Below are 24954 nucleotides of genomic sequence, written 5' to 3'. Positions count from 1 at the left end.
GTGCGCGCGCTGCGCCAGTTGGGTGCGGCGCGGCGGCCCTCGCACTGCTGCGGTGCACCAGCCACTTCGCGCCGATTCCCGTGAGGCCCCGTCCCGCGGGGCCTCACGGGATTGCTGCAGGTTGGCACGGTGCTTGCTGAATGGCTCTCGCATCCCGCAACGAAGCGGGAGCCTGTGAACGGCGGCGGCGTTTTCGCGCGCGCCGTTGGACACTGCGGCCGCGCTGCGCAAGAAGCGCCGGCCGCCGATCTCGAGTCGGGCAATGGCGTTCGACGTTCTTCGCAACCGGTATGGGCATCTACGCCCGCCGGTGCGATCCAACGACGGAGCCACCATGGACCGCAGCTTCTGGCGCAACGGCCATACCCCGACACTCGTTTGCGCGTTCCTCTACTTCGACCTGAGCTTCATGGTCTGGTATCTGCTGGGACCGCTCCAGATCCAGATTGCGCAAACGCTCTCGCTCACCACGGAACAACGCGGCCTCATGGTGGCCACGCCCATCCTTGCCGGCGCGATCCTGCGCGTGTTCATGGGCATGCTGGCCGATCGCATCGGCGCGAAGCGCGCGGGTCTGATCGCTCAGGTGTTCGTGATCGCGAGCCTGCTCGCTGCCTGGCAACTGGGCCTGCACTCGCTGCCGCAAGTGCTGCTGTTCGGGCTCACGCTCGGCGTGGCCGGCGCATCGTTCGCCGTCGCGCTGCCGCTTGCCTCGCGCTGGTATCCGCCGCAGCACCAGGGCACCGCCATGGGCATTGCGGGCGCGGGCAATTCGGGCACCGTGCTCGCCGCGCTGTTCGCGCCGGCGCTTGCCGTGGCGTTCGGCTGGCAAAGCGTGTTCGGCATCGCCTGCATTCCGCTCCTCGCCGTCTTCGCCATCTATCTGGTGTGCGCGCAGGACGCGCCCGGCGTCGTCACCCGCAAGCGCCTCGCCGACTACGCGCGCCTGCTGCGCGGCGGCGATACGTGGTGGTTCATGTTCTTCTACTCGCTCACGTTCGGCGGCTTCTCGGGCTTCGCGAGCGCACTGCCCGGCTTCTTTCACGACCAGTTCGCCTTCGACGCGAAAACGGCCGGCTGGGCCACCGCCGCGTGCGTGTTCGCGGGCTCGGCCATGCGCCCCATCGGCGGCGTGCTGGCCGACCGTATCGGCGGCACGCGTTCGCTGCTCAACGTCTTCGCCGCCGTGACCGTGCTGATTGGCGCAGCGGCATTCCATCCGGGCGGTCCGTTCGTCACCGTGCTCCTGTTCGTAGCCGCCATGCTGTGTCTCGGCGCGGGCAACGGCGCGGTGTTCCAGCTCGTGCCGCAGCGCTTCGGCAAGGACATCGGCGTGATGACCGGGCTCGTCGGCATGGCGGGCGGCGTGGGCGGCTTCGCGCTGGCCGCGAGCCTCGGCGCGATCAAGCAGATGACCGGCGACTACGGCTGGGGCCTCGCGCTCTTCGCACTCCTCACCGCATGCGGCTGGGCCGGCATGAGCAATGTGAAGCACCGCTGGCGCAATGCGTGGTCCCTGGCCGCGGCACGCGTCTGATCCTGCATCCGACACCGTTGCGAGGCACACTCCCCATGAATACGAAACCGAAACTCGTCGTCATCGGCAATGGCATGGCCGGCATCCGCACGCTCGAAGAGCTGCTCGCCATCGCGCCGGACCACTACGACATCACCGTGTTCGGTGCGGAACCGCATCCGAACTACAACCGCATCCTGCTTTCGCCCGTGCTTGCGGGCGAGCAGAACTTCGACGACATCGTGCTCAATCCGCTCGACTGGTACGCCGGGCACGGCATCCGTCTGCATCTCGGCAAGCGCGTCGAGCGCATCGACCGCGTACGGCGCCGCGTGATTGCCGCGGACGGCGCCGAGGCGCCCTACGACCGGCTGCTGATCGCCACCGGCTCCACGCCGTTCATCCCGCCGGTGCCCGGCCACACGCTGGACGGCGTGATCGCCTATCGCGACATCAAGGACACCCAGGCGATGATCGATGCGGCGGTCGTCAAACGGCACGCGGTAGTGATCGGCGGCGGCCTGCTCGGGCTCGAAGCCGCCAACGGCCTGAAGCTGCGCGGCATGGACGTCACCGTCGTGCATCTGGCCGACACGCTGCTCGAACGCCAACTGGATGCCACCGCGGGCAAGCTGCTGCAACGCTCGCTCGAAGCGCGCGGCCTGCGCTTTCTGCTCAGCAAGGCAACGGCGGAAGTCCTCGGCAACGAGGCGGGCGCGGTAACGGGCGTGCGCTTCGCCGACGGCGAAACGCTGCCCGCCGACCTCGTCGTGATGGCCGCCGGCATCCGCCCCAACACGGCGCTCGCCGAATCGGCGGGACTCCACTGCTCGCGCGGCATCGTCGTGGACGACGCCATGCAGACCTACGACCCGCGCATCTACGCCGTGGGCGAATGCGTGAACCACCGCGGCATCGCGTATGGCCTCGTCGCGCCGCTCTTCGAGCAGGCGAGAGTCTGCGCGAATCACCTCGCGCTCATGGGCATCGGCAGCTACAAGGGTTCGGTGCTTTCGACGAAGCTCAAGGTCACGGGCATCGACCTCTTTTCCGCGGGCGACTTCCTCGGCGGCGAAGGCACCGAGGAAATCGTGCTCTCGGACCCCGCGGGCGGTGTGTACAAGAAGCTCGTCATCAAGGACGACAAGCTCGTGGGCGCGTGCCTGTACGGCGACACTGCGGACGGCGCCTGGTACTTCCGCCTCCTGCGCGAGGAGCGCAAGCTGGGCGAGCTGCGCGAGCACATCATGTTCGGCGAATCGGGTATCGGAGATTCCGGCGTGCAAGGCCAGAGCCGTGCCGCCGCGATGACCGACAGCGACGAAGTGTGCGGTTGCAACGGCGTATGCAAGGGCACGATCGTCAAGGCGATCACCGAAAAGGGCCTTTTCACGCTCGACGACGTCAAGAAGCACACCAAGGCGTCGAGCTCGTGCGGCTCCTGTTCCGGCCTCGTCGAACAGATCCTCATGAACACGCTGGGCTCCGGTTTCCAGGAAGCGCCGAAGGCCAAATCCGTGTGCGGCTGCACCACGCATACGCATGCCGAACTGCGCCGCGCCATCCGCGAGCACCATCTGCTCTCGCACCGCGCGGTCTACGACTTCCTCGAATGGCACACGCCCAACGGCTGCGCCACCTGCCGCCCGGCGATTAACTACTACCTGCTCTCCACCTGGCCGCGCGAAGCCGTGGACGATCCGCAAAGCCGCTTCGTCAACGAACGCCTGCACGCCAACATCCAGAAGGACAACACGTTCTCCGTGGTGCCGCAGATGAAGGGCGGCGTGACGAACGCGGCCCAACTGCGCCGCATTGCCGACGTGGCCGACAAGTACCGCATCCCGATGGTCAAGGTCACGGGCGGCCAGCGTATCGACCTGCTGGGCGTGAAGCAGGAGGACCTGCCGGATGTCTGGCGCGATCTGGGCATGAAGTCGGGCCACGCCTACGGCAAGTCCATCCGCACCGTGAAAACCTGCGTGGGCAGCGAGTTCTGCCGCTTCGGCACGCAGAACAGCACGCAAATGGGCATCGACCTCGAAACCATGCTCGCGAACATGTGGTCGCCGCACAAGGTCAAGCTCGCCGTGTCGGGCTGCCCGCGCAATTGCGCCGAAGCCGGCATCAAGGACGTGGGCGTGATTGCCGTGGATAGCGGCTGGGAACTCTACGTGGGCGGCAACGGCGGGATCAAGACCGAAGTCGCGCAGTTCCTCTGCAAGGTGAAGACCGCCGAAGAGGTGAAGGAGTACAGCGGCGCGTTCCTGCAACTCTATCGCGAAGAGGCTTACTACCTCGATCGCACCGTGCATTACATCGCACGCGTGGGGCTCGACTATGTGAAGCAGCAGGTGGTCGAAGACGCCGGGAAGCGCCGCGCGCTCTACGAGCGCCTGCTGTACTCGCTCGAGGGCCTACCGGACCCGTGGGAAGACCGCATCGGCGGCACGCAGCGTCATCAATACATTCCGCTCAAGGTCGTTGCCTGAAGGACACGCACATGGACATGAAAGTCATCCCCGCCTGGACACGCGTGTGCGAAGTCGCCGAGATTCCCCGGCTAGGCAGCCGCGTGCTCGAACGCGCGAGCGGCAACGTCGCGATCTTCCGCGCCGCCGACGACACCGTATTCGCCCTCCTCGATCGCTGCCCGCACAAGGGCGGTGCGCTCTCGCTCGGCATCGTGCACGGCCACAGCGTGACCTGCCCGCTGCACGCGTGGAATATCGACCTCGCGAGCGGCCACGCCCAGGCGCCGGACGAAGGCTGCGCACGGCGCTTTCCGGTGCGCGTGGAGGAAGGCGCCGTGTTCCTCTCTCTGGACTGAACGCGATGAAGACCGAGACGCGCTCCACATGCTGCTATTGCGGCGTAGGCTGCGGCGTGCTGATCGAAGCCGAGGGCGGCCGCATCACCGGCGTGCGCGGCGACCCCGAGCATCCGGCGAACTACGGCAAGCTCTGCAGCAAGGGCATGGCGCTGGCCGACACCGCGCGAAGCACCACGGGCCGCGCACTGCAGCCCGAAATGCGCGCGAAGCGCGAGGCTCCACGCGAAGCGGTGGATTGGCCCACCGCGCTCGACGCCGTGGCGCAACGCTTCGCGCAGACCATCGAGGCGCACGGTCCCGATTCGGTGGCGCTCTATGTCTCCGGCCAGATGCTTACCGAGGACTACTATGCATTCAACAAACTCGCCAAGGGCCTGATCGGCACGAACAACATCGACACCAACTCGCGGCTGTGCATGTCGAGCGCGGTGACCGCCTACAAGATGGCCTTCGGCGCGGACGGCCCGCCCCCCTGCTACGACGACCTCGAACACGCGCGCACCGTGCTGTTCGCGGGCAGCAATGCGGCGTGGGCGCACCCCGTGCTGTTCCGGCGGCTCGAAGCCGCGAAGGCGGCCGATCCGTCGATTCGCTGGATCGTGGTCGATCCGCGCCGCACCGACACCGCCGCCATGGCCGACCTGCACCTCGCCATCGCGCCCGGCACCGACGTCGCGCTCTTCAACGGCATGCTGCATCACCTGATCTGGGAAGGGCTCGTCGATCGCGATTACATAGAAGCGCATACCGAAGGCTTCGCCGCGCTCAAGGCCGCCGTGCGCACCTTCACGCCCGCCATTGCCGCGCAGATCTGCGGGATCGACGAAGCGGACCTGGTCCAGGCCGCGGAGTGGTTCGGCGCCAGCGAGGCGGCACTCTCGCTTTACTGCATGGGCCTGAACCAGTCGAGCCAGGGCACCGGCAAGAACCTCGCGCTCATCAATCTGCACCTTGCGGCACGGCAGATCGGCAAGCCCGGCGCCGGGCCGTTTTCGCTCACGGGCCAGCCCAATGCCATGGGCGGGCGCGAAGTGGGCGGCATGGCGACGATGCTGGCAGCGCATCGCGACATCGGCAATGCCGCGCATCGCGAAGAAGTTGCGCGGCTGTGGGGCGTGGCGTCGCTTTCGGCGCGGCCCGGACTGCCGGCCGTGCAGATGTTCGACGCGCTGCGCGCGGGCACGATCAAGGCGGTATGGATCGTCTGCACGAATCCCGCGCACTCCATGCCCGACAATGCGCGCGTGCGCAAGGCACTGGAGCAGGCGGAATTCGTGGTGGTGCAGGAAGCGTTCACGCAGACCGACACGGTGCCCTATGCCGACGTGTTGCTGCCCGCCGCCAGCTGGGGCGAAAAGAGCGGCACGGTCACGAATTCCGAGCGCCGCATCTCGCGCGTGCGCGCAGCCGTCGAGCCGCCCGGCGAGGCGAAGCCCGACTGGTGGATCGCGGTGGAAGTGGCGCGGCGCATCGAGAAGTTGCTCGAAACGCAGGGCGGCAAACCGCTATTCGGCTTCGACTCGCCCGAGGCGATCTTCAACGAACACCGGCTGCTCACCGAGGGACGCGACCTCGACATCGGCGGCCTCGACTACGCCACGCTCGATGCACGCGGCCCGCAGCAATGGCCGTTTCGCGCGGGCAGCCATCACGGCGAAGCGCGCCGCTATACCGATGGCCGCTACGCCACCGCAAACGGCCGCGCCCGCTTTCACGCGCTGGACTACCAGCCGCCCGCCGATACGGTCAACGCGCGCTTCCCGTTCCGCCTCACGAGCGGCAGGCTGCGCGACCAGTGGCACGGCATGTCGCGCACGGGCCGCGTGGGGCGGCTTTTCACGCACGCGCCGGAGCCTGCGCTCGACATGCACGCGGGCGACGCTGCGCGGCGCGGCCTGCGCGACGGCGACCTCGTGCGGGTAATCAGCCGGCGCGGCGAACTCGTGCTGCCCATGAGAGTCAGCGAGGAAGTGCCCTCCGGCACGCTCTTCGCGCCCATGCACTGGAATGCGCAGTTCATGTCGAGCGGCGGCATCAACGAGGTGACCGATCCGGCCGTCGATCCGCATTCGTCGCAGCCCGAACTCAAGCACGCGGCGGTGCGCGTGGAGGCCATTTCCTTGCCGTGGCGCGTGAGCGCGGCACGGCGCGGCGATGCGCTCGCGCTGCAGGCCGCCGTGCAGCCGCTCATGGGCGCGTGCCGCTACGCCTCGCTTGCGATCGAAGACGACCTGCTCGTGCTGCGCGCCGCCCACACGGCCGCGCCCGCAGGGTGGCTCGAACAGCTATATACAGCGCTCGGCCTCCTGCCCGGCGACGACACGCTCGAATACCGCGACGCGCGGCGCGGCCTTGACAAGCGCGCGCTCTGGCGCGACAACGTCATTCAGGGCTTCGTGCTGGCCGGCGACGTCGCCCAGTCCGAAAGCCTGCTCGCGGCCGTGCGCGCCGCGCAGCCGTGGCAGGGCACGCGCCTTGCCGCCTTCGCGGCCCGGCGCGGCGCCGCAAACGCGGCAGACGCCGCCGCCGGCACGCCGCGCGAGCGTATCGTCTGCAGTTGCAGGCAGGTCGGCGCGGCGAAGATCCAGGCGGCGATCGCGCAAGGCGCGTCGGTGGCGGACCTGAAAGCGTCGCTGGGCTGCGGCACGGTGTGCGGCTCGTGCGTACCCGAGTTGCGGCGCATGTGCGCGGCGCGCGAACCCGCAGGCGTCACCGGATGAAAGGTCGGCACGGCAGTCAACCCGATAGTCAACACAACGAAGCGCTCGAACCACCCCCGAACATGCTGCGAGTCCTGCTTGTCACCGATACCGAGAAGCCCATCGGCGATCTGCGCGAAGCGCTCGCGCGGCTCGGCTACGACATGCTGCCCGACCCCGCCACGCCGCAGGATCTGCACCGGGCGGTCCAGCGCGAGCGCCCCGACGTCGTCATCGTCGATACCGAATCGCCTTCGCGCGACACGCTCGAACAGCTCGCGGTAATGACCGCCACCGCGCCGCGCCCCGTGCTGATGTTCAGCAACGACGCCAACCAGCAGTTGATTCGCGCCGCCGTGCAGGCGGGCGTGACGGCGTATCTCGTCGATGGTCTCGCGAGCGAGCGGCTCGCCCCCATCCTCGAAGTCGCCCTCGCGCGTTTCGCGCAGGAAGCGGAGTTGCGCGAACGGCTCACGCAAGCCGAAACCGAACTCGCCGAGCGCAAGCTGATCGACCGCGCCAAGCGCCTCCTGATGGAGCAGCACAAGCTTGCCGAGCCCGCCGCCTACGCGGCGCTGCGCAAGCGCGCCATGAACCAGAGCGTGAAGCTCGCCGAGGCCGCGCGGCAGATTGTCGAAGCCGCCGCGCCGAAGGAATGATGCAACGCCCATGAATCCGAATACGTTCCCCGATCCCGCCGGCGCGCACGCTGCGGCCTATGGCGGCCCGCCGGAGAAGACCCATCTGAAGATCGGCTTCGTGCCGCTCTCGGACGCGGCGCCCGTCGTTGCCGCGAAGCTGCTCGAATTCGGCCACGCGCACGGCCTCACGCTGGAGCTCTCGCGCCAGCCCTCGTGGGCCGCGCTGCGCGACAAGCTGATTGCCGGCGAGCTCGACGCTGCGCATGCGCTCTACGGGCTCGTCTATGGCGTGCAGCTCGGCCTCGGCGGCCCGCAAACCGACATGGCGCTGCTCATGGTGCTCGCGCGCAACGGCCAGGCCATCACGCTCTCGAACCCGCTGGCCGCCGCGCTCGAGACGCACGGCACGCTGCCGCGCGCGCTCGCCACGCTCGGCAGAAAGCCCGTGTTCGCGCACACCTTCCCGACCGGCACGCATGCAATGTGGCTGTACTACTGGCTCGCGGCCCAGGGCGTGCATCCGCTGCGCGACGTGGAGAGCGTCGCCATTCCGCCGCCGCAGATGGCCGCGGCGCTCGCCGAGGCGCGGCTCGACGGCCTGTGCGTCGGCGAACCGTGGAACGCGCTCGCGCAGCAGCGCGGCATGGGCCGCACCGTCGTGCACAGCGGCGAGATCTGGCCGGATCATCCGGAGAAGGTGCTGGCGTGCCGGCGCGACTTCGTGACGGCTTATCCCCAGACCACGCGCGCCCTCGTGCGCACGATGCTGGAGGCGTGCCGCTGGCTCGACGGCGCGGGGCATCGGCGCGAGATCGCCCAGTGGCTCGCGCGGCCCGAATTCGTCGGCGTGGATGCGGCGCTGATCGCTTCCCGGCTCGAAGGCGCGGCGGCACCGGGCGTACCGCCCGTGCGCTTCTTCGACGGCGGGGCCGTGAACGTTCCGCATGCTTCGGAAGGCGTGTGGTTTCTCACCCAGTTCGAACGCTGGGGCATGCTGGCGCGCGGCTTCGACTATCGGGAAGTGGCCCAGGCGGTGAACCAGACCGGGCTCTACGGCGAGGCGGCGCAAGAGATGCGGCTCGCGTTGCCCGGGCAAAGTCCGTCGCCCGTATTGATCGATGGGCGCCGCTGGGATGGCGACATCGATCCGCACGCCTATGTGGAGGGGTTCGCGATTCGTGCATGAAGCATGAATCGCGAAGGCGCGGGAAGCGCGCCGGCCTCACGCGCTGCGTGCTTCGGCGCACGGCGCCGGCGCCGCCGCCAGGCCGCGCGCCGCCTCGCCGATCGCCCCGCCCACGAGTATCACCGCCGGACTCGCGACACCCGCCGCTTGCGCCAGTGCTGCGATATCGCCCAGCGTGGCCATCACGCGCCGCTCCCGTACCGTCCCGGCCCACTGCACGACGGCGGCCGGCGTATGCGGCGGGAGCGCCGCACCCAGTGCGTCCGCAATGCCTGCGATGCGGCTTGCGCCCATATAGATCGCGAGCGTCATGCCCGTTTGCGCGAGCGCCCGCCAGTCGGGCTCCGATCCGTCGCGCAGATGCGCGGTCACGAAGATCACGCCCGGGCAGTGATCGCGATGCGTGAGCGACACCCCCAGCCCCGCCGCCGCCGCGAATCCCGATGAGATCCCGTTGACCACCTCGACTTCGATGCCCGCGCCGCGCAGTTCGGCCATTTCCTCGCCAGCGCGCCCGAACAGCAGCGCCTCGCCGCCTTTCACGCGCACCACGTGGCGGCCCTGTAGCGCGTAGCGCCGCATCAAACGCGTGATGAATGCCTGCGGCGTCGAGCGGCAGCCGCCGCGCTTGCCGACGTGGATCGCGCGCGCGTGCGGGGCCAATGTGGCGATGTCTTCGTTCACGAGATCGTCGATGAGAAGGACGTCGGCAGCGGCAATCGCTTTCGCCGCTCGCAGCGTCAGAAGATCGAGGTCGCCGGGACCGGCGCTCACGAGGGTGACTCTGCCTCGCGCTTTGACGGGGACGGCGGCGGGATTGAACATGGCTCTCCCTGGCGGGCGGCAGCCGGTCAATCCGGCGCACCGCCCATGCATAGGCATGGGGGGACGCCGTTGTCCTCTCCATCGGTATCGGGTTGTGGTGGGCAAGGCCCGCAGCCTCGCCGCGCCGGCGTCGTTGCCGGTCCTTCTCTCACGCAAGAAGGAGGCCAGCGCACGCATTTTTTCCGTGTTCCGCGCATCCGTTCGCTACACTACGACCGCAGCGGAACAAGCCGGCCAGGCACCGGCGCGCGGGCACCACGAAGGTGCCGCTGCGCGCGCTTTGCCGGGCGGCGGCGCCCGGTCCCGGTGCGAGGCAGACGCGTCCGCGGTCAACCATCGGCGCCGCCGGACCGTTGACAGTCCAGAACCCGGATGCGCCGCACGGCGCACCCGGGCGTCAAGCTATTGAAAGAACCAGGTATCGAGCGATGCGAGCAAAACCTAGCGCCCCCCGGCTGACCCTGACACAACGCGGCATCTGCGCCGCCGCGCTTTGCCTGCTTTCGGCCTGCGCCACGCGGCTCGACCCGGCGCCCGTGGTGGATCTCTCCGGCGGCGGCAACCCGTCCGCCCCGGCGCCGACGCCCGTCGCCCCCATGGCGGCCGCCCCCGCGCCGCTCGGGCCGCCGCCGCCCGGCTACTACCGCGTGCGCCCCGGCGACACGCTCTCGGCCATCGCCCGCTCCAACGGCCATAGTGCCGGCGAGCTGATCGGCTGGAACAACCTCACGGACCCGAACCATATCGAAGTGGATCAACTGCTGCGCGTGGTCCCGCCGGGCGGCGCGCCCGCTGCCGTGGCGGTGGCGCCTGGCCCCGCGGTGCCGTCGGCTGCTGCGCCGGTCGCCCCCACCGTTGCTGCCGCGCCCGCCGACAACCAGCCGCCCGCCGCCGACGCGGGCAGCCTCTCGCTCGTCTGGCCGGTGCGCGGGCCGCTCCTCGGCCGCTTCAACGATTCGAGCAACAAGGGCATCGACATCGGCGGCTCGGCGGGCGAGCCGGTGCGTGCCGCCGCCGGCGGCCGCGTGGTGTATGCGGGCAACGGGCTGCGCGGCTACGGCAACCTCGTGATCGTGAAGAGCGATGCCACCTTCCTCACGGCTTACGCGCACAACCGCGAACTCAAGGTGAAGGAAGGCGACAACGTGAGCAAGGGCCAGGTGATCGCGGCCATGGGCAACACGGATTCGGACCGCGTCATGCTGCACTTCGAAGTGCGCCGCGACGGCAAGCCGGTCGATCCGCTGCGCTACCTGCCGCCGCAGTAATCAGCGCGGCGCGCTTACTTCACCACGACTTCGGTGTGTTCCGCCACCGGCGGCTTCGCGAAGTACGGGCTGACGAGGCGCCGCCATTCCTTGAAGTCCTCCGACTCGCGAAAGTGCACCATGTGGTCCTCCACGGTGTCCCACTGCACGACCAGAATGTAGTGGCTCGGGTCCTCGATGGACCGCTGCAGTTCGATATTGCGGTAACCCCGCGCGCGACGGAACAGGGGCAGGGCCTGCGCCACCCCCGCTTCGAACTCGGCATGCTTGCCCGGCTGCACCGTGATGTGTGCCATTTCGTAAATCACGAGACTCCCCTCCCGATTCGGACCTGCGTTGCGAAACCCGCTTGCCGCCAGCGCCCCCAAGGATGGGGCGAACGGCAAAGCGGCCAGCCGCAACGTTAGCACGGAGGCGCGTTTCGTCCAGAAACGCGTATGCGCACCCACGCGCGCGACCGCCTGGGTCTTGGCCACTCGATGCGCCATCGGCCGTGTTCATGCCGTCGATCTGCGCGAGGCCCGCCCGAACTCGCGCGCTGATAAACGGCCAGCACATAGACGCTCGTGCGCCTGGAGAGCGCGTAGTCCACGTTGGCGGCAAGCTGATGCGGGTGGTGGTTGTCCACCACGTCGTTGCCTTTCATGTACATGTACGACGCTCCCGCGCTCAGCGCCGATCAGATCGATGTCGTTCCTGCCAGGAAAATCCGCCGCGGACGATCCACCGTATGCGGACCGTCCATCGGAAAGCAACGTTCAGGCATCGGCGACGGGCGACGTAATGAAGCGCAATGCGAGGCGGTTCATGACGATGGCTGCCGCGGCGATCAGCGCAGGCACCGCGAGCACCGAGAACACCGTAGAAAACGTGAACCCGAGCGAAAGCAGCACGCCGCCGATGAACGAGCCGAGGATGCCGCCCAGGCGCCCGAAGCCCAGCATCCAGCTCACGCCGGTCGCTCGCGCACGGGTGGGGTAGCACGAAGGCGCCAGCGCATTGAGACCCGTTTGCGCGCCGCTCATGAAGAAGCCCGCACACGCCACCAGCACCGTGAGCAGCCCCGATTTGAGCGTGCCCATGCCGAGCGCGAAAATGAACACGCCGCCCAGCAGATAAGCCAGGCCGATCACGGCGTTACGGTCCATGCGGTCCATCGCGAAGCCCACGACGATCGCGCCCACCGTGCCGCCCAGCTGGAACATGCCGGTGATGGCCGCCGCCCGCTCCACGGGCAGGCCCGCATCCTTGATAAGCGTGGGCAGCCAGCCGGTCAGCAGATAAATGATGAGGAGGCCCATGAAATACGTGACCCAGAGCATGAGCGTGCTCATTGCGTAGCCGTCCGCGAACAGCATGCGCACGGGTGCCTTCGCGGCCACTGCGGGCTCGGGCGCAGTGAAACGCGTGGCCGCATCGAAGCGATGCCCGCTCACGCGGCCGAGCGTGGCGGCAATGCGTTCGACAGCAGCGCGCCGCACCAGCAGAAAGCGCGCGGATTCGGGCAGCAGGCCCAGCAGGACGGGCACGAAGACGATGGGCAGCACCCCGCCGAACACGAACACGCCGCGCCAGCCAAAATGCGGCATCAGCGCGGCCGCGACGAAACCGCCCATGCCGGAGCCGAAATTGAAGCCCGTAAACATGATCGTGAGCAGCAGCGAGCGGCTGCGCGAGGGCACGTATTCCGAGAGCAGCGTCGTGGAGTTCGGCATGGCGGCGCCGAGCCCGAGACCCGTGAGCAGGCGCAGCGCAACGAGTTGCCCCGGCGACGCCGCGAACGCGCACAGCAGGCTGAATGCGCCGAAACTGAACACGGATGCGAGCAGCACCTGCTTGCGTCCGACGCGGTCGGCCACCGGCCCCGCCACCAGCGCGCCGATGGCGAGCCCCACCATCGCGGCGCTCATCACCGGGCCGAACGCGGCGCGCGCAATGCTCCACTCGTGCATCACGACCGGGGCGACAAAGCCCATGACGGCCGTATCGAGCCCGTCCAGGGCGACGATCAGAAAGCAGAGGACCAGCACCAGCCACTGGTAGCCCGACATGCGGCGCGCGTCGATAAACCCCTTGATATCTACTGCGTCGGCAGGTTTCATGCGCTGTCTCCCTCCCTATGAATCGTTTTGTGCTGCCGCGCTGCGCCGGCGCGGGGATGATCGTCGCGGGTCAAACCGCGTCCGGCACCTGGCGTGTCTGGAGAAACGCCTCCAGCGTCTCGCCGCGCATGCTCGCGTACATGCCGAGGTTCGTGATCTTCACTACCCGGGCAAACTTCTCCAGCACGAAGAAGCACACGCCGTAGCGCACGAGCCCGAGCCAGTCGGTGTTGTCCACGAGTGAACGTTCCTCGTCGCTCAGCGCGGCTGCGTCGTAGGCCGCCTTGCGGTCGGCCAGCCAGAGTTCGCGCGCGGCCGGCTCGCGCATCTGCCAGAAGAAGCGGTTCAAGCGCATCGCCTTGATGCTCTGGCGAATGTCGAACGGATAGGTACCCGTGAGTGCTTCGATGCCCACCAGCTGCGGATTCATGACGCCACCTCTTCGTACACGGTCACGGCCATCGCCGTGCTCGTCGCCAGGTAGTAGTTGCGGTGGATCTCGCGCACCTTCGGCCCCAGCGCGCCGCGCATGGCGAGCCACATGATCGTCTCCACGCTCTCCGCACCGCCCAGACGCACGTAGTCCACGTGCTTCATCGCGGCGAGGCGCTCGGGTTCGCTCACGATCAGGTCGAGGAACTCGTGATCCCATTGCGTGTTGTTGAAGCCGCTGCGCTCGCCGTGCACCTGGTGCGAGAGGCCGCCTGTGCCGACCACCACCACGTCCAGATCCTGCGCGAACGATTCGATCGCGCGGCGCAGCGCCTGGCCCAGCCGGTAGCAGCGACGCGCCGTGGGCAGCGGATACTGCAGCACGTTCACCTCGAACGGCACGAGCGCCACCGGCCAGCCGCCCGCGTGCGGCAGCATGAGCGACAGCGGCGAGTTGCAGCCGTGGTCGAGCGGCTTGTCCTGGAAGATCGTGAGGTCGAACTCGTCGTTCACGAGCTGCTCGGCGATATGGATGGCCAGATCGGGATGCCCGGCGATATCGGGCAGCGGGCGCTTGCCGGCGCCTTCGTCGGCGAATTCGTGCTGCGCAGAGACGCCCAGCGCGAAGGTGGGATAGCAGTCGAAGAAGAAGCTGTTGGCGTGATCGTTGTAGAACATGACGAGCGCGTCCGGCTTGCGCGCCGCCAGCCACCCGGCCACCGGCTCGTACCCTTTGAAGAGCGGCGCCCAGGCGGGTTCGTTCTGCTTGCCCTTGTCATAGGCCAATCCGATTGTCGGCACATGCGATGTGCCGATGCCGCCCACTATCCTTGCCATGTCGATACCCTCGCAAACATCCGGTTCCGCGGCGCCTGCCCCACAACTTGCCCACCATGCGCCCAACGCGAGGCAGCCGCCTTATTGGGATACGAAATTACCGGAAGCCCGGTTCGCGCGCCATGGCGGGGTTAACCAGTAATTTCGGGTTTCAGCACCTGATTCATGGGACTTTCTCTCCGATGCACCCTGCCGCACCGGCCTGAAACCCGCGTGCCACAAAGGGATTTTGGTATCCTGAAACGACATCGATCCGGCACACCGGCAAGCCCCTCGGCACCTGCGCCATAAACGAAACAGATACTAAAAGAATCAACTCGCAATCCCCCCCGCGCTGCGGCCGCACCGCGCGGGTACGTCGGGCGGTTTGGGTCCATCGATAAGCCAAGGGCAGAACACGGCGCGGCGAAGCCCGTTACCGGCACGCGAGACAGGCAGGCAGACATGAATGAAACCACTCAGCAAACCATCGTGCAGGCACTGCGCGCGCGCATTCTTTCCGGCGAACTCGCGCCCGGCCAGCGGCTCGTGGAAGCGCAGGTCGCGGAACAACTCGGCATTTCGCGCACCCCGCTGCGCTACGCGCTGAGCGTGCTCGCCACGGAGGGACTGGTCGAGCGCAGCGGCGCGCGCGGCTACACCGTGCGGCGCTTCAGCGTGAACGACGTGCTGAACGCCATCGACGTGCGGGGGGTGCTGGAAGGTCTCGCCGCACGCTCGCTGGCCGAGCGCGGCGTGGACGCGGCGCTCGCGCAAGCACTGGCCGCCTGCCTGCGCGAAGGCGATGCGCTCTTCGAGGCAGGCGTGCTCGACGAGCAGGCGGAAACGCGCTACGCAGCCATGAATGGCGAGTTCCACGCGCTAATCGTAGAAGCCGCGCACAATCATGCCGTGAGTGCGGCGCTGCGCCTGAACGACAGGATTCCGTTCGTCGCGCCCGGCACGGTCGTTTTCGACGCTGCCGCGCGCGAGCGCCAGTTCATGATGCTGTGCTACGCGCACCGCCAGCATCATGCGATCGTCGGCGCGCTCATGCAGGGCGAAGGCGCGCGCGTGGAGGCGCTCATGAAAGAGCACACGCACATTTCGAAGGAGAGCCTGAACATGTCGGCAGACCGTCTGCACCTGATCGCCCATGCCGCGCAGAGCGCCTGAATGCGCGTCGCATCGTATGGGCCGCTGTGGGCCATGCTTTGGGCCACTCGCTGTGGGCAACTACGTTGGCGGTTTGCGTACCTCTCTTCCTGCGCGGCACAGCCGCGCTGACCAGGCCATTCGAACGTGAGCCAGCCTGAACTTCTGAACCTCGCGCAGTTGCGTGCCTTTCGCCTCGTGGCCGACACCGGCAGCGCCACGCGCGCCGCCGCCGCGCTGTATCGCGCGCAGTCCGCCGTAACGCGTTCGGTGCAGGAGCTGGAAACGGCGCTCGGCGAGCCGCTGTTCGAGCGCAAGCCGTCCGGCATGCTGCCGACGCCGGTGGGGCGCGTGGTGCTCGAGCGCTGCGCACGCATTTTCGGCGAACTCGAAGAACTCGCGCACTGGTGCGCGTCGCGCCAGGCGCGCCGCCGCGCGCTGGCCGAAGGCGCGCTCCCCGCCTATCTGCTCAATACGCGGCGGCTGCAGCTATTCGTTGCGCTCGCGCGGCATCGGCACATGCCGAGCACGGCCAGTGCGTTCGGCATCAGCCAGCCCGCCGTGAGCAGCGCCATGCGCGTGCTCGAAAGCGGCTCGGGCGTCACGCTGTTCCATCGCGGCCCGCGCGGCGTCCTGCTCACGGCCGAAGGCGAGACTTTCCTGCTGCATGTGCGGCGCGCGTTGAACGAACTGCACCATGTTCCCGACGACATCGCCGCCCTGCACGGCAATATCCAGGGCGCGGTGACGGTGGGCGCGCTGCCGCTTGGGCGCACGCTGATCCTGCCTGCCGCCATCGCGCGGCTCAACGCCCGCCATGCCGGCGTGCGCGTAGTGACGGACGAAAGCGCGTGGGAGTTGCTGGTGGCCGCCCTGCGCGCGGGCGATATCGATTTCATACTTGGCGCGCTGCGCGAAAACGACGCCGCGAGCGGCCTTGCGACCGAGCGGCTGATGTCCGAAGACATGGTCGTGCTCGCACGGCGCGATCATCCGCTCGCACAGACGAAGCACGCGAGCATCGGCGACCTGCGCCATGCGCAATGGATCGCGCCGCGCATTCACTCGCCCGCGCGCACCCTCTTCGAAGCGCAGTTCAAACGGCTCAAGCTCAAGCCGCCCGCCCCCGCCGTCGAAACGGCGGACCTCGCGGTGATACGCGGCCTCCTGCTCGGCACCGACATGCTGGCCGCGCTCTCCGCGCAGCAACTGCACTACGAGCGCGAAGCGGGGCAAATCGTGGCGCTCGACGTGCCGCTGCACAACACGCGCCGCGAGATCGGGCTGACGCTGCGGGCAGACAGTGCGCCCTCGCCCGCCGCACGCGCGCTGATCGACGCGGTGCGCCTCGCCGTAGCCGATCTCGCCCCCGCCGTGCGCGTGGTGGAGGGACTGCGCGCCTGCCCCGGGGCGGCCGTCCGGCTCGAATGACAACGGGCACCGAAGAGGTGTTGCTCGGCGCTATCGAGCCAGGCGTGACGCGGGCGCGGCAGAAGATATTCGAGCGGCTGGGCCAAGAAGCTTGACGGAATGCATGGCGGGGCGCTTTTTCAGGCTCCCCAGACCGAAGCCGGAATGCCGACCACGCCGTCGAACAACCAGCGCGCCGTGCGCAGCAGCGCGGCGCTCTCCACCTGGATCGCGCCGTCCTCGCGCGATAGCGCAAGCTGAACCGTGAACTCGCCGGTGGGATGCTCCACCACCACGCGCTTGACCTGCGCCCACTCGCCCGCGTCGGCCAGCCCCTCGCACACGGTGCCCGGCAACACTGCCGCCGTCGCCACGCTCACGGCGCCGAGCACGCCGATAGATGCATGGCAGCGATGCGGAATGAAGCTGCGCGTGCTGATCGCGCCGCCTGCGCGCGGCGCTGCGACGAGGCACATTTTCGGCACCGTGCGCTCGCGCACGTCGCCGAGGTTCATCAGCGGACCGGCGGCAAGGCGGATGGCCTCGATGCGCGCCTTCAATTCTTCGTCGGCATCGAGCGCCGCGCGCGTTTCATAGCCCGTGCGGCCGAGGTCGCGCGCGCGCAGCAGCACGAGCGGCATGCCGTTGTCGATGCACGTGATCTCGACACCCGCTATGGTGTCCTTAATATTTCCCGTGGGTAGCAGCGCCCCGCATGTCGAGCCCGCCGTGTCGCGGAACGCAAGCGGGATCGGCGCTGCCGTTCCCGGTACGCCGTCGATCTTCGCGTCGCCTTCGTAGCACACGTTGCCGCCCGGCGTCGCCACGCTCGCCACCGCAATCTGCCCCGTGTTGACCATGTGGATCGCAACCGGCGTGTTGCCGTCGCAGGCGGCAACGAGACCGCGTTCGATGGCGAACGGCCCCACGCCCGCGAGCAGGTTGCCGCAGTTCTGCCCGTAATCCACGCGCGCCTCGTTCACCACCACCTGCGCAAAGAGGTAGTCCACGTCGGCGTCCTCGCGTGTGGAGCGCGAGACAATCGCGACCTTGCTCGTGAGCGGGTCTGCGCCGCCGATGCCGTCGATCTGCCGCGGGTCGGGCGAGCCCATCACGGCCAGCAGCACGCGCTCGCGCAATGCGGGGTCGCCGGGCAGATCGGAGGCGAGGAAGTACGCGCCCTTCGACGTGCCGCCGCGCATCAGCATGCAGGGGATGCGGGTTTGCGCGTTGCGTGCCATGGCCTGCCTCGCTCAGAGATCCGTAGCCGATGTCACGTAACGCAGGCCCTTTTCGGCGAGCCGTGCGCGCATGCCGTAGTAGTCGAGCCCGAGCTTGCCGGCGGCGAGCACCGCGCGCGTCTTCTCTTCCTTCGCAAGACGCGCCTCGGCCGCCTCGACCACCTGGGGCACCGTGGCGAGCGGCACGACCACCACGCCGTCGTCGTCCGCCACGATCACGTCGCCGGGATGCACGATCTGCTGTGCGCACACCACGGGAATATTCACCGAGCCCAGCGTCTCTTTCACCGTGCCCTGCGCCGAGACGGCCTTCGACCACACGGGGAAATCCATCTCCTTGAGCGCGCGGATATCACGGCAACCGGCGTCGATGATCAGACCGCGCACGCCGCGCGCCTTGAGCGAGGTGGCCAGCAACTCGCCGAAATAGCCGTCTTCGCAGGGCGAAGTGGGTGCCGCCACCAGCACGTCGCCCTCGCGGCATTGCTCGACCGCCACATGCAGCATCCAGTTATCCGAGGGCGGCATGAGCACCGTTACGGCGGAGCCGGCTAGCGCCGCGCCGGCATAAATGGGCCGCATATACGGTGCGAGCAGGCCGAGACGGCTTTGCGCCTCGTGCACGGTAGCCGCGCCCGCCGCCTTCAGGATGGCGATATCGCGGGCTTCGGCGCGCGGTATCTGCGTGACGACAATGCCGCGCTTCATGCCAGATCTCCCACGACCGCCGGCGTGAGGCGCATATAGCCTTCCGCGTACTGAATATCGCGCTTCGCCGTAATGCCGATGTTGCGCTTGGCCTGCACGCCGCGTTGAAGCGCGACACGCGTGTAGTACTCCCAAAGATGTTCCTGCCCTGCCATGCATTCGATGGCGCGGCGTTTGACTTCCCAGACTTCGGTAATGTCGAGAAAGGTGTTCGGCACCCACTCGCATTGTTCGGTCTGGTGCGGCTCGAATGCATAGACGGGCGGTGCGCCCACGATCTTCTGCCCGGGGTTGTGACCCTCGGCCTGGGCGATGATGCGCGCTTCCTGCGCGACATGCATCGCGAGCGGATGATCGAAGTTGTACGGGTCTTGCTGCGAGTGGCTGAGCACGAAGGCGGGTTGCACGTCGCGATAGACGTCCACGAGCCGCAGCAGCGCCTCGTCACTCACGCGCAGCGGGTAATCGCCGAGGTCGAAGAATTCCACTTCGGCGCCGAGGATGTCCGCTGCACGCGAGGCTTCCTCGCGGCGCGCGGCCTTCACCGTATCGAGCGTCATCTCGCCCTTGCGCCAGAGTTTCGCCGATTCGCCCCGTTCGCCAAACGAAAGGCATACCACCTTCACGCGATAGCCGTTCTTGCGGTGCAGCGCAATCGCGCCGCCTGCGCGCCATACGAAATCCGCGCTGTGCGCGCTCACCACGAGCATCGATTTGTCAGTCATTCCGGGTCACCACACGTCGATCTTTACCAGGCCCCATTCTAGGGTTCGGCAGGCGTACAGACGCACCGAAAGCGGCGGAGAATGCCATCGAAACTGTTTATCGGATGGATTTCAACGAGCAAATTCCCCCGCCTCGCCTCGCTCGTGAAATACGCTTGCGGGCATCTTTGCTAACTCGACGGCTGTCACGCTGGAGCGGTGCGGCAACAAACTGCGCCAGGAAGGCGATGCACCGACTTCCGCCGCAATCCCGGGACGCTCAGGCGGGCGCCGACGCCGTCGCCCGGCGCGCCCGCTGCCGCAGGTACACGTTGTTGAGCACCAGCGCCGACGCCGTTAGCGCAGCGCCGGCAATCTGTGCCTCGTCCGGCACAACACCCGTCAACGCCGACACCGCGAAGGCCGTGATCGGCACGACGTCCATGAACAGTACGCCGTTCATCGGCCCCAGAATCCGGTTGCCCGAAATCCAGCAGAGTATCGCCACGAAACCCGCCACCGGTCCCATATAGATCAGGTGCGGAACGATCGCCCACAGGGCAGCCGGGGTTGGCGCATCGACGGCGTGCAGCGCGATGAGCACGACGTTCACGGCGATAATCGTGCTCAAGCCGAGCCAGGTCGTGAAGGTGGTGTATTTCAGCGCGGACCAGCGGGTAAAGTAAGCAGAGCCAAACGTATAGATGACCCAGCACAGCGCGCCGAGCACGATCAGGCCGCTGGCCGCATAGTGCTGCGGTGCTTGCAGGGCGGCGTGCAGATCCCCGCGCGTGATGACGAGTACGACGCCGGTGAACGAGAGGAGGACGAACGCGAACGAGAGCAGTGGCGGCGCCGATCTGCGCACGGCGGCGTTCAGAAGGAGGCCCATCATCGGCTGCGTGGCCATCATGATGGAGGCGTTGAGCGCGCCCTCCCGGCCACCCAGTTGCTGGCCGAGAAAGACGAACGAACCAAAGCCGCAGAATCCGACCGACCCCAGCAGCCACGCGAAAGCCAGCGACTGACCATCGGTGCGCAGCGCAGCGCGCCCTTCCCGGCGTAACAGCAGGATCGCGAAACCCGCGCCCGCAATCAGGTAGCGCAGCGAGGTAAAGGTAAAGGGATCGATATGCCTGAGCGCGTCCGTCATGACCGGGAACATCACGCCGATCAACACGGTAGCGGCGAGGCACGACGCAACCCCTTTCCAGTAGCGGCCAGAAGACGAAGCGGCAACGGCATGCGAATTCATGACTGATCGTTCTCAAAATAGTGAAAAATTTGGGCGGCACCTGCTGCTGCAGTGCGCGCCCTCTGGCGTCACTTCGTTTGCTACGTGAGAGCCGCTTCGCGTCAGCGCCCGGTCAGCGCGCGCAATGCCATATCGACCACCGAAACCAGCGCAGCCTCGTCCATATCGACCTTGCCCAGCACACGCAGCCCCTGCGCCACGCAGAGCACATAGCGGCCGGCCTCTTCCGCATCCAGTGTCCGGTCGAAATCGCCGGCCTGCTGGCCGCGCGCAATGGCCAGACTGAATTGCGTCGCAATGCGCCCCAACGTCGCTTCGATATGCGTGCGCAGCACGGGGTCACCCGGCAGAAGCTCGACGGCGGCATTGGTGATGAAGCAGCCGTGGCGCCCGGAAAGATGCGCGCTCACCTTCGTATAGTGCAACAGCGCTTCGCGCAACGCCTCGCGCGGCGGCAGGTCGCCGGCGAGCCGCTCCTTCAGTCGCGCAAGCGCCCCTTGTGCGTAATGGTCGAACGCCGCAACCAGCAGGCCGTGCTTGTCGCCGAAGGTGCGGTAGAGGCTGCCGCGAAACACGCCGGTGGCCTCGCACAGCACATCGACCGGCGTGGCATGGTAGCCGTGCTCCCAGAAGACGCGCCCGGCCGCCTCGACCGCCTGGTCGATGTCAAATTCCCGTGGCCGGCCGCGGTCCACCGAACGACGCGTGCGGGGCGCGTGAAGTTTTGGCGTAGTCATGGCGATGATAATAGAACTGATCGTTCCCAAAATCAACAGGTGGCCCGGGCCAGCCGGGAATACCAGGCTTGCGTTCTAATTGACCCATAATTCCCCTCGGCCTTGCCCAAGACCATGGACTACCGCGTCAGTTACGAACACAGCCTGAAAAGCGAGCCCGATGTATTTATCGTCCGGGTCCCCGCGCAACTCGAGCGCGACGTACCTGCCAACGTGCCTGGTGCGCGGCTTCCCGAGTACATCACGCATCTCATCCTGCAACGCTCGTCGGCCATCGAACGAATCCGAAACCGCCGGGTTCTCTGAAGGGCAAGCCCATCAGAGAACCAGACCGGATTGCAGTACCGGGATAGCACATCTGACTGGGCGCGCCCGTTGCGGCCATTGAACGAACGGGCGTCAATTGTCAAGAATCTGTCGCCGGTTCAATGGGATGGCACTGCAAAGACTTCCCTTTAGTCTGCGACGTGAACGATAGAAACAGCGATCCTCCCGTACTCTTCGTTGATTTTTTCGGCCTGGCAGCAAGGCGGTGTTTTGCTACAAGGACGAAGAGATGCGGAGCCGCAAAAGACCACACCCCCAATCGCAGCACGTCCCGACGTTGCGCAGATTAGCGAAACATGATGTTTTCCGAGGTATTAGCCTAAACGGCCGAACACGTTTTGCCGGTCCACGGAAAAGCGTTGGCACTCACCCAGAATCCAGTTAGAAAAGATTACGCTACGTCGATCGCCGGGTTCGCGCGACAACAACACATACCTCGCCGGTGCTTTGACTGACTTGCCGAAGGCGATCCGCAGACGACCGCTCAGGATATCGTCATGGACCAGCGCTGTTCGACCAATAGCCACGCCTTGATGACTCAGCGCGGCGGCAAGGGCAAGGCTCGAAAGGTTGAACTGCGGACCGTCCAGGCGGGGCATTTCGCGCGACCAGTTTTCCTGCATCCACGTCCGCCACTCGATGAACTCCGCAGCACCATCCCACGGCGAAGCGTCATGAAGCAGGGTGACGCCATCCAGGGACGACCCGTCGGCAAAGCGGGGGTGGCGCGCGAGGTACTCCGGCGTCGCGACGGCGACGAGATATTCGTCGAGCAGCACCTCCGACTGGAGTTCCGAATACGTCGTGGGGTCGTAGCGTATCGCGATGTCAATGTCGTCTACCTGCATGGCCTGTCGGCTGATACTTTGAAACTCAGCCTTCAGACGCACCGAGACGTCGGTTTCCTGCCGATGAAAATCCGTCAGGCGGGGCATAAGCCACTGCAGCGCAAACGAGGGCAGGCAACTTACCTGTAACGGAGAGTGGGATATTTCAAGCCTTTGTAGTGTGGCCTGAATCTCCCCTAGCGCCCGCGACGTCGTCTCGAACAACGTCAGTCCTTTGTCGGTCAGTTTCAGCCCGCGCGTTTGCCGTACGAACAGTCGATAGCCCAACCGCTCTTCCAGCAGGCGAATCTGCTGACTCACGGCGCTTTGCGTGAGGTTCATGGACCGCGCGGCCTGAGTAAAGCTCAACAGACGCGCGGCAGCTTCGAAACAGCGGAGCGCGCCGAGCAGTGAGGAATCCAGTTGCATAGACATTAGCCAGGCTAATGAATGCATTAGAATACCGCGCTATTTTTACCCATGCAATCCGGCTATCATCGGCGCAGATTTCGACAAGGAAAGGAAATTTGCGCACCATGCCAGCCAGCCATCTGCCTTCGGACGTATTAGACAGACTTCAATCAAAAACGCCGCTGCTGTGGCTCAACGAGGCACAGGGCACGCCTTTGCCGGAGGGCCACCCGCCCCTCGAACTGATTGAGCAGGCGCAGGCACGCATGTCGCGTTGCGCCCCGTTGCTCGCTGTGCTGTTTCCTGAACTGGCAGAGAGTGGGGGGCACATCGAGTCCGACCTGGAACCCTCGCCGGTCCTGAAGCAAATGCTCGGGTTCGCAACCCCGGACGACAGCGCCTGGTTTCTAAAGCGCGACGACGCTCTGCCAGTGGCGGGGTCGATCAAGGCCAGGGGCGGATTTCACGAGGTTCTCGCGATCGCCGAAAAGATTGCCCTCGACGAGAGCCTGCTCGCGACGAACGGTGACCGCCTTGTCCTGGCGTCTCCGGCGGCAAAGGCGTTGTTCTCGCAATACTCGGTGGCCGTCGGGAGCACCGGCAATCTGGGACTTAGCATCGGGATCATGGCCGCGGCGCTTGGTTTCGACGCCGTGGTACATATGTCCGCCGACGCGAAAGAATGGAAAAAGGCTCGCCTGCGCGCCCGCGGCGTACGCGTCGTGGAGCATGAGGGCGATTATGCCGAGGCGGTAGCGGCCGGGCGCGCGCAAGCGCAGGCACTTCCGCGAAGCCATTTCGTGGATGACGAGCGCTCAGATCTGCTTTTCTTTGGTTATGCCGCGAGCGCGAGCCATCTCGCCAGCCAATTGACGAATGCGGGTCGTCGAGTGGACGCATCATCGCCGCTGTTCGTCTACTTGCCCTGTGGCGTCGGTGGCGCGCCCGGTGGCATTACGTATGGACTGAAGGCGTTGTTTGGCGATCACGTACACTGCTTCTTCGCTGAACCGACCGCGTCACCGTGCATGCTCGTGCAACTCGCCTCCGGAGTGGATGCGCCTGTGTCGGTTTACGACATTGGATTGGACAACCGTACCGATGCCGACGGTCTGGCCGTTGGTCAGGCGTCACATCTCGTCGCGCCGCTTATGGCGTCACAACTGGCCGGAGTATTTACGGTCGATGACGACGAGCTCTTCCTGAACCTTCACGCGTTGAACGCGAGCATGGGCGCGCAAGTCGAGCCGTCGGCCGCTGCGGGCGTTCGTGGTCCGCAATGGCTGTGCAACTCCGCCGACGGTATCGGCTATACCCGCAAGCACGGACTCGACATGCGCCGTGCAACACACGTCATCTGGTCTACCGGCGGCTCTCTGGTGCCGGCCGATGCACTGGAGGCATTTCAACAACGTGCCAACGCGTTGGCGCAGCAAGCCGGTCGCGCATTCCACGCCGACTGATTGGTTCTCCCCTTTCCTCTGAGAGGGTAAGCCTCATGAGGCAACCGGCAGCTGTTTCACCAGACGCCGACGCCGGCGGCGCGCGCACAAAATTCGAAGACGGCGTATATCGCAAAGTGGCGTTTCGCTTCATTCCGTTTCTAATGTTGTGTTATGTCGTTGCCTATTTGGACCGTTATGTCGATCTGCTCGAAAGCGGCGTGGACTTGGCGGTGCGAATCGGGCGCCTGCCCGATTCCGGTCTGGTCGTGCGGCGGCTAGCGGCGGCGCTCGCGGGAGCGGGCGTCGCCCACGGGCCCACTTTCGTGTTCGGAGAGCAGATCGCTGCTTGGAAGACTCGTCGAGCTGCTGCCCGAATACCGCCCGGCGGAGCTCACGATCTTGCGAAAAGCTGAGCA

Annotated in this window: 22 protein-coding genes and 1 pseudogene; 12 read left to right on the top strand and 11 right to left on the bottom strand. The window is 66.7% G+C overall.

The annotated features are described in order from the left end of the window. Window positions 1-334: 334 nt before the first annotated feature. From BFE01S_RS22395 to BFE01S_RS22370, 6 genes are all read left to right on the top strand, one after another. Window positions 335-1537, top strand: coding sequence for a nitrate/nitrite transporter (locus BFE01S_RS22395; RefSeq protein ID WP_042338254.1), 1203 nt, complete (start codon window positions 335-337; stop codon window positions 1535-1537). A gap of 35 nt (window positions 1538-1572) precedes the next feature. Next, on the top strand, window positions 1573-4008 hold the full coding sequence (gene nirB, locus BFE01S_RS22390; RefSeq protein ID WP_028227422.1) for a nitrite reductase large subunit NirB: 2436 nt from the start codon (window positions 1573-1575) through the stop codon (window positions 4006-4008). A 17-nt stretch (window positions 4009-4025) separates the two neighbouring features. Further along, on the top strand, window positions 4026-4346 hold the full coding sequence (gene nirD, locus BFE01S_RS22385; RefSeq protein WP_407668240.1) for a nitrite reductase small subunit NirD: 321 nt from the start codon (window positions 4026-4028) through the stop codon (window positions 4344-4346). Window positions 4347-4351: 5 nt separating this feature from the next. Next, window positions 4352-7069: a nitrate reductase gene (locus BFE01S_RS22380; protein ID WP_028227420.1), complete on the top strand. Its 2718-nt coding sequence runs from the start codon at window positions 4352-4354 to the stop codon at window positions 7067-7069. A gap of 62 nt (window positions 7070-7131) precedes the next feature. Continuing rightward, window positions 7132-7707: an ANTAR domain-containing response regulator gene (locus tag BFE01S_RS22375; protein ID WP_028227419.1), complete on the top strand. Its 576-nt coding sequence runs from the start codon at window positions 7132-7134 to the stop codon at window positions 7705-7707. A 10-nt stretch (window positions 7708-7717) separates the two neighbouring features. Beyond that, entirely contained in the window at window positions 7718-8875 is a 1158-nt protein-coding gene (locus BFE01S_RS22370; RefSeq protein ID WP_028227418.1) for a CmpA/NrtA family ABC transporter substrate-binding protein, read from the top strand. A 36-nt stretch (window positions 8876-8911) separates the two neighbouring features. Here the strand turns inward: BFE01S_RS22370 and cobA are convergent, their stop codons facing one another. Then, window positions 8912-9700 (bottom strand): uroporphyrinogen-III C-methyltransferase, encoded by a 789-nt coding sequence (cobA, locus tag BFE01S_RS39715; protein WP_042338251.1) that lies wholly within the window; start codon window positions 9698-9700, stop codon window positions 8912-8914. Window positions 9701-10128: 428 nt separating this feature from the next. Between cobA and BFE01S_RS22360 the strand changes: the two genes are divergently transcribed. Further along, complete coding sequence (locus BFE01S_RS22360) at window positions 10129-10968, top strand: peptidoglycan DD-metalloendopeptidase family protein (RefSeq protein WP_028227417.1); 840 nt, start codon at window positions 10129-10131, stop codon at window positions 10966-10968. A gap of 14 nt (window positions 10969-10982) precedes the next feature. Here the strand turns inward: BFE01S_RS22360 and BFE01S_RS22355 are convergent, their stop codons facing one another. The 4 genes from BFE01S_RS22355 to BFE01S_RS22340 form a co-directional block, all read right to left on the bottom strand. Continuing rightward, window positions 10983-11276, bottom strand: a complete 294-nt coding sequence (locus tag BFE01S_RS22355) for an antibiotic biosynthesis monooxygenase family protein (protein ID WP_028227416.1) — start codon at window positions 11274-11276, stop codon at window positions 10983-10985. A 450-nt stretch (window positions 11277-11726) separates the two neighbouring features. Further along, complete coding sequence (locus BFE01S_RS22350) at window positions 11727-13070, bottom strand: MFS transporter (protein WP_028227415.1); 1344 nt, start codon at window positions 13068-13070, stop codon at window positions 11727-11729. 70 nt (window positions 13071-13140) lie between these two features. After that, window positions 13141-13500, bottom strand: coding sequence for a protocatechuate 3,4-dioxygenase (locus BFE01S_RS22345; protein ID WP_028227414.1), 360 nt, complete (start codon window positions 13498-13500; stop codon window positions 13141-13143). Next, window positions 13497-14339 carry a gallate dioxygenase gene (locus BFE01S_RS22340; protein ID WP_028227413.1) on the bottom strand — a complete coding sequence of 281 codons (843 nt, stop codon included), beginning with the start codon at window positions 14337-14339 and terminating at the stop codon, window positions 13497-13499. The genes BFE01S_RS22345 and BFE01S_RS22340 overlap by 4 nt, the downstream gene beginning before the upstream one ends. Window positions 14340-14783: 444 nt before the next feature. Between BFE01S_RS22340 and BFE01S_RS22335 the strand changes: the two genes are divergently transcribed. Beyond that, window positions 14784-15494 (top strand): GntR family transcriptional regulator, encoded by a 711-nt coding sequence (locus BFE01S_RS22335; RefSeq protein WP_028227412.1) that lies wholly within the window; start codon window positions 14784-14786, stop codon window positions 15492-15494. Window positions 15495-15620: 126 nt separating this feature from the next. Further along, entirely contained in the window at window positions 15621-16904 is a 1284-nt protein-coding gene (locus BFE01S_RS39710) for a LysR family transcriptional regulator (RefSeq protein ID WP_042338249.1), read from the top strand. 119 nt (window positions 16905-17023) lie between these two features. Here BFE01S_RS39710 and BFE01S_RS22320 read toward each other — a convergent pair whose 3' ends face one another. The 5 genes from BFE01S_RS22320 to BFE01S_RS22300 form a co-directional block, all read right to left on the bottom strand. Further along, on the bottom strand, window positions 17024-18124 hold the full coding sequence (locus tag BFE01S_RS22320; RefSeq protein ID WP_028227411.1) for a 4-oxalomesaconate tautomerase: 1101 nt from the start codon (window positions 18122-18124) through the stop codon (window positions 17024-17026). 12 nt (window positions 18125-18136) lie between these two features. Next, on the bottom strand, window positions 18137-18832 hold the full coding sequence (locus tag BFE01S_RS22315; RefSeq protein ID WP_028227410.1) for a 4-carboxy-4-hydroxy-2-oxoadipate aldolase/oxaloacetate decarboxylase: 696 nt from the start codon (window positions 18830-18832) through the stop codon (window positions 18137-18139). Then, entirely contained in the window at window positions 18829-19557 is a 729-nt protein-coding gene (locus BFE01S_RS22310) for a PIG-L deacetylase family protein (protein ID WP_028227409.1), read from the bottom strand. The genes BFE01S_RS22315 and BFE01S_RS22310 overlap by 4 nt, the downstream gene beginning before the upstream one ends. A gap of 259 nt (window positions 19558-19816) precedes the next feature. Beyond that, complete coding sequence (locus BFE01S_RS22305; protein WP_042338248.1) at window positions 19817-20791, bottom strand: DMT family transporter; 975 nt, start codon at window positions 20789-20791, stop codon at window positions 19817-19819. 101 nt (window positions 20792-20892) lie between these two features. Continuing rightward, a complete protein-coding gene (locus tag BFE01S_RS22300) occupies window positions 20893-21528 on the bottom strand; it encodes a TetR/AcrR family transcriptional regulator (protein WP_028227407.1) in 636 nt (211 codons plus the stop codon). A gap of 114 nt (window positions 21529-21642) precedes the next feature. Here BFE01S_RS22300 and BFE01S_RS22295 point away from each other — a divergent pair, with 114 nt between their 5' ends. Continuing rightward, on the top strand, window positions 21643-21834 hold the full coding sequence (locus tag BFE01S_RS22295) for a hypothetical protein (RefSeq protein ID WP_028227406.1): 192 nt from the start codon (window positions 21643-21645) through the stop codon (window positions 21832-21834). 335 nt (window positions 21835-22169) lie between these two features. Here the strand turns inward: BFE01S_RS22295 and BFE01S_RS22290 are convergent, their stop codons facing one another. After that, the gene (locus BFE01S_RS22290) at window positions 22170-23117 is read right to left on the bottom strand and encodes a LysR substrate-binding domain-containing protein (protein WP_028227405.1); all 948 of its coding nucleotides are present in this window, start codon (window positions 23115-23117) and stop codon (window positions 22170-22172) included. Window positions 23118-23218: 101 nt separating this feature from the next. On the opposite strand from BFE01S_RS22290, the gene BFE01S_RS22285 reads away from it, so the two are divergent. Both BFE01S_RS22285 and BFE01S_RS45355 read left to right on the top strand, forming a co-directional pair. Then, entirely contained in the window at window positions 23219-24556 is a 1338-nt protein-coding gene (locus tag BFE01S_RS22285; RefSeq protein ID WP_028227404.1) for a D-serine ammonia-lyase, read from the top strand. 35 nt (window positions 24557-24591) lie between these two features. After that, window positions 24592-24732, top strand: a pseudogene (locus BFE01S_RS45355) (MFS transporter); the annotation flags it as partial. Window positions 24733-24954: the final 222 nt, after the last annotated feature.

Source organism: Paraburkholderia ferrariae NBRC 106233 (assembly GCF_000685035.1).
Taxonomy (GTDB): Bacteria; Pseudomonadota; Gammaproteobacteria; order Burkholderiales; family Burkholderiaceae; genus Paraburkholderia; species Paraburkholderia ferrariae.
The sequence above is the reverse complement of the archived record's forward strand: the minus strand, read 5'-3'. Positions and strand labels throughout refer to the sequence as shown.

Excerpts from the sequence above, each read along its gene's own strand:
- BFE01S_RS22395 (WP_042338254.1), top strand. The coding sequence starts at position 335 with ATGGACCGCAGCTTCTGGCGCAACGGCCATACCCCGACACTCGTTTGC.
- nirB (WP_028227422.1), top strand. The coding sequence starts at position 1,573 with ATGAATACGAAACCGAAACTCGTCGTCATCGGCAATGGCATGGCCGGC.
- nirD (WP_407668240.1), top strand. The coding sequence starts at position 4,026 with ATGAAAGTCATCCCCGCCTGGACACGCGTGTGCGAAGTCGCCGAGATT.
- BFE01S_RS22380 (WP_028227420.1), top strand. The coding sequence starts at position 4,352 with ATGAAGACCGAGACGCGCTCCACATGCTGCTATTGCGGCGTAGGCTGC.
- BFE01S_RS22375 (WP_028227419.1), top strand. The coding sequence starts at position 7,132 with ATGCTGCGAGTCCTGCTTGTCACCGATACCGAGAAGCCCATCGGCGAT.
- BFE01S_RS22370 (WP_028227418.1), top strand. The coding sequence starts at position 7,718 with ATGAATCCGAATACGTTCCCCGATCCCGCCGGCGCGCACGCTGCGGCC.
- cobA (WP_042338251.1), bottom strand. The coding sequence starts at position 9,700 with ATGTTCAATCCCGCCGCCGTCCCCGTCAAAGCGCGAGGCAGAGTCACC.
- BFE01S_RS22360 (WP_028227417.1), top strand. The coding sequence starts at position 10,129 with ATGCGAGCAAAACCTAGCGCCCCCCGGCTGACCCTGACACAACGCGGC.
- BFE01S_RS22350 (WP_028227415.1), bottom strand. The coding sequence starts at position 13,070 with ATGAAACCTGCCGACGCAGTAGATATCAAGGGGTTTATCGACGCGCGC.
- BFE01S_RS22345 (WP_028227414.1), bottom strand. The coding sequence starts at position 13,500 with ATGAATCCGCAGCTGGTGGGCATCGAAGCACTCACGGGTACCTATCCG.
- BFE01S_RS22340 (WP_028227413.1), bottom strand. The coding sequence starts at position 14,339 with ATGGCAAGGATAGTGGGCGGCATCGGCACATCGCATGTGCCGACAATC.
- BFE01S_RS22335 (WP_028227412.1), top strand. The coding sequence starts at position 14,784 with ATGAATGAAACCACTCAGCAAACCATCGTGCAGGCACTGCGCGCGCGC.
- BFE01S_RS22320 (WP_028227411.1), bottom strand. The coding sequence starts at position 18,124 with ATGGCACGCAACGCGCAAACCCGCATCCCCTGCATGCTGATGCGCGGC.
- BFE01S_RS22315 (WP_028227410.1), bottom strand. The coding sequence starts at position 18,832 with ATGAAGCGCGGCATTGTCGTCACGCAGATACCGCGCGCCGAAGCCCGC.
- BFE01S_RS22310 (WP_028227409.1), bottom strand. The coding sequence starts at position 19,557 with ATGACTGACAAATCGATGCTCGTGGTGAGCGCGCACAGCGCGGATTTC.
- BFE01S_RS22305 (WP_042338248.1), bottom strand. The coding sequence starts at position 20,791 with ATGAATTCGCATGCCGTTGCCGCTTCGTCTTCTGGCCGCTACTGGAAA.
- BFE01S_RS22300 (WP_028227407.1), bottom strand. The coding sequence starts at position 21,528 with ATGACTACGCCAAAACTTCACGCGCCCCGCACGCGTCGTTCGGTGGAC.
- BFE01S_RS22295 (WP_028227406.1), top strand. The coding sequence starts at position 21,643 with ATGGACTACCGCGTCAGTTACGAACACAGCCTGAAAAGCGAGCCCGAT.
- BFE01S_RS22290 (WP_028227405.1), bottom strand. The coding sequence starts at position 23,117 with ATGTCTATGCAACTGGATTCCTCACTGCTCGGCGCGCTCCGCTGTTTC.
- BFE01S_RS22285 (WP_028227404.1), top strand. The coding sequence starts at position 23,219 with ATGCCAGCCAGCCATCTGCCTTCGGACGTATTAGACAGACTTCAATCA.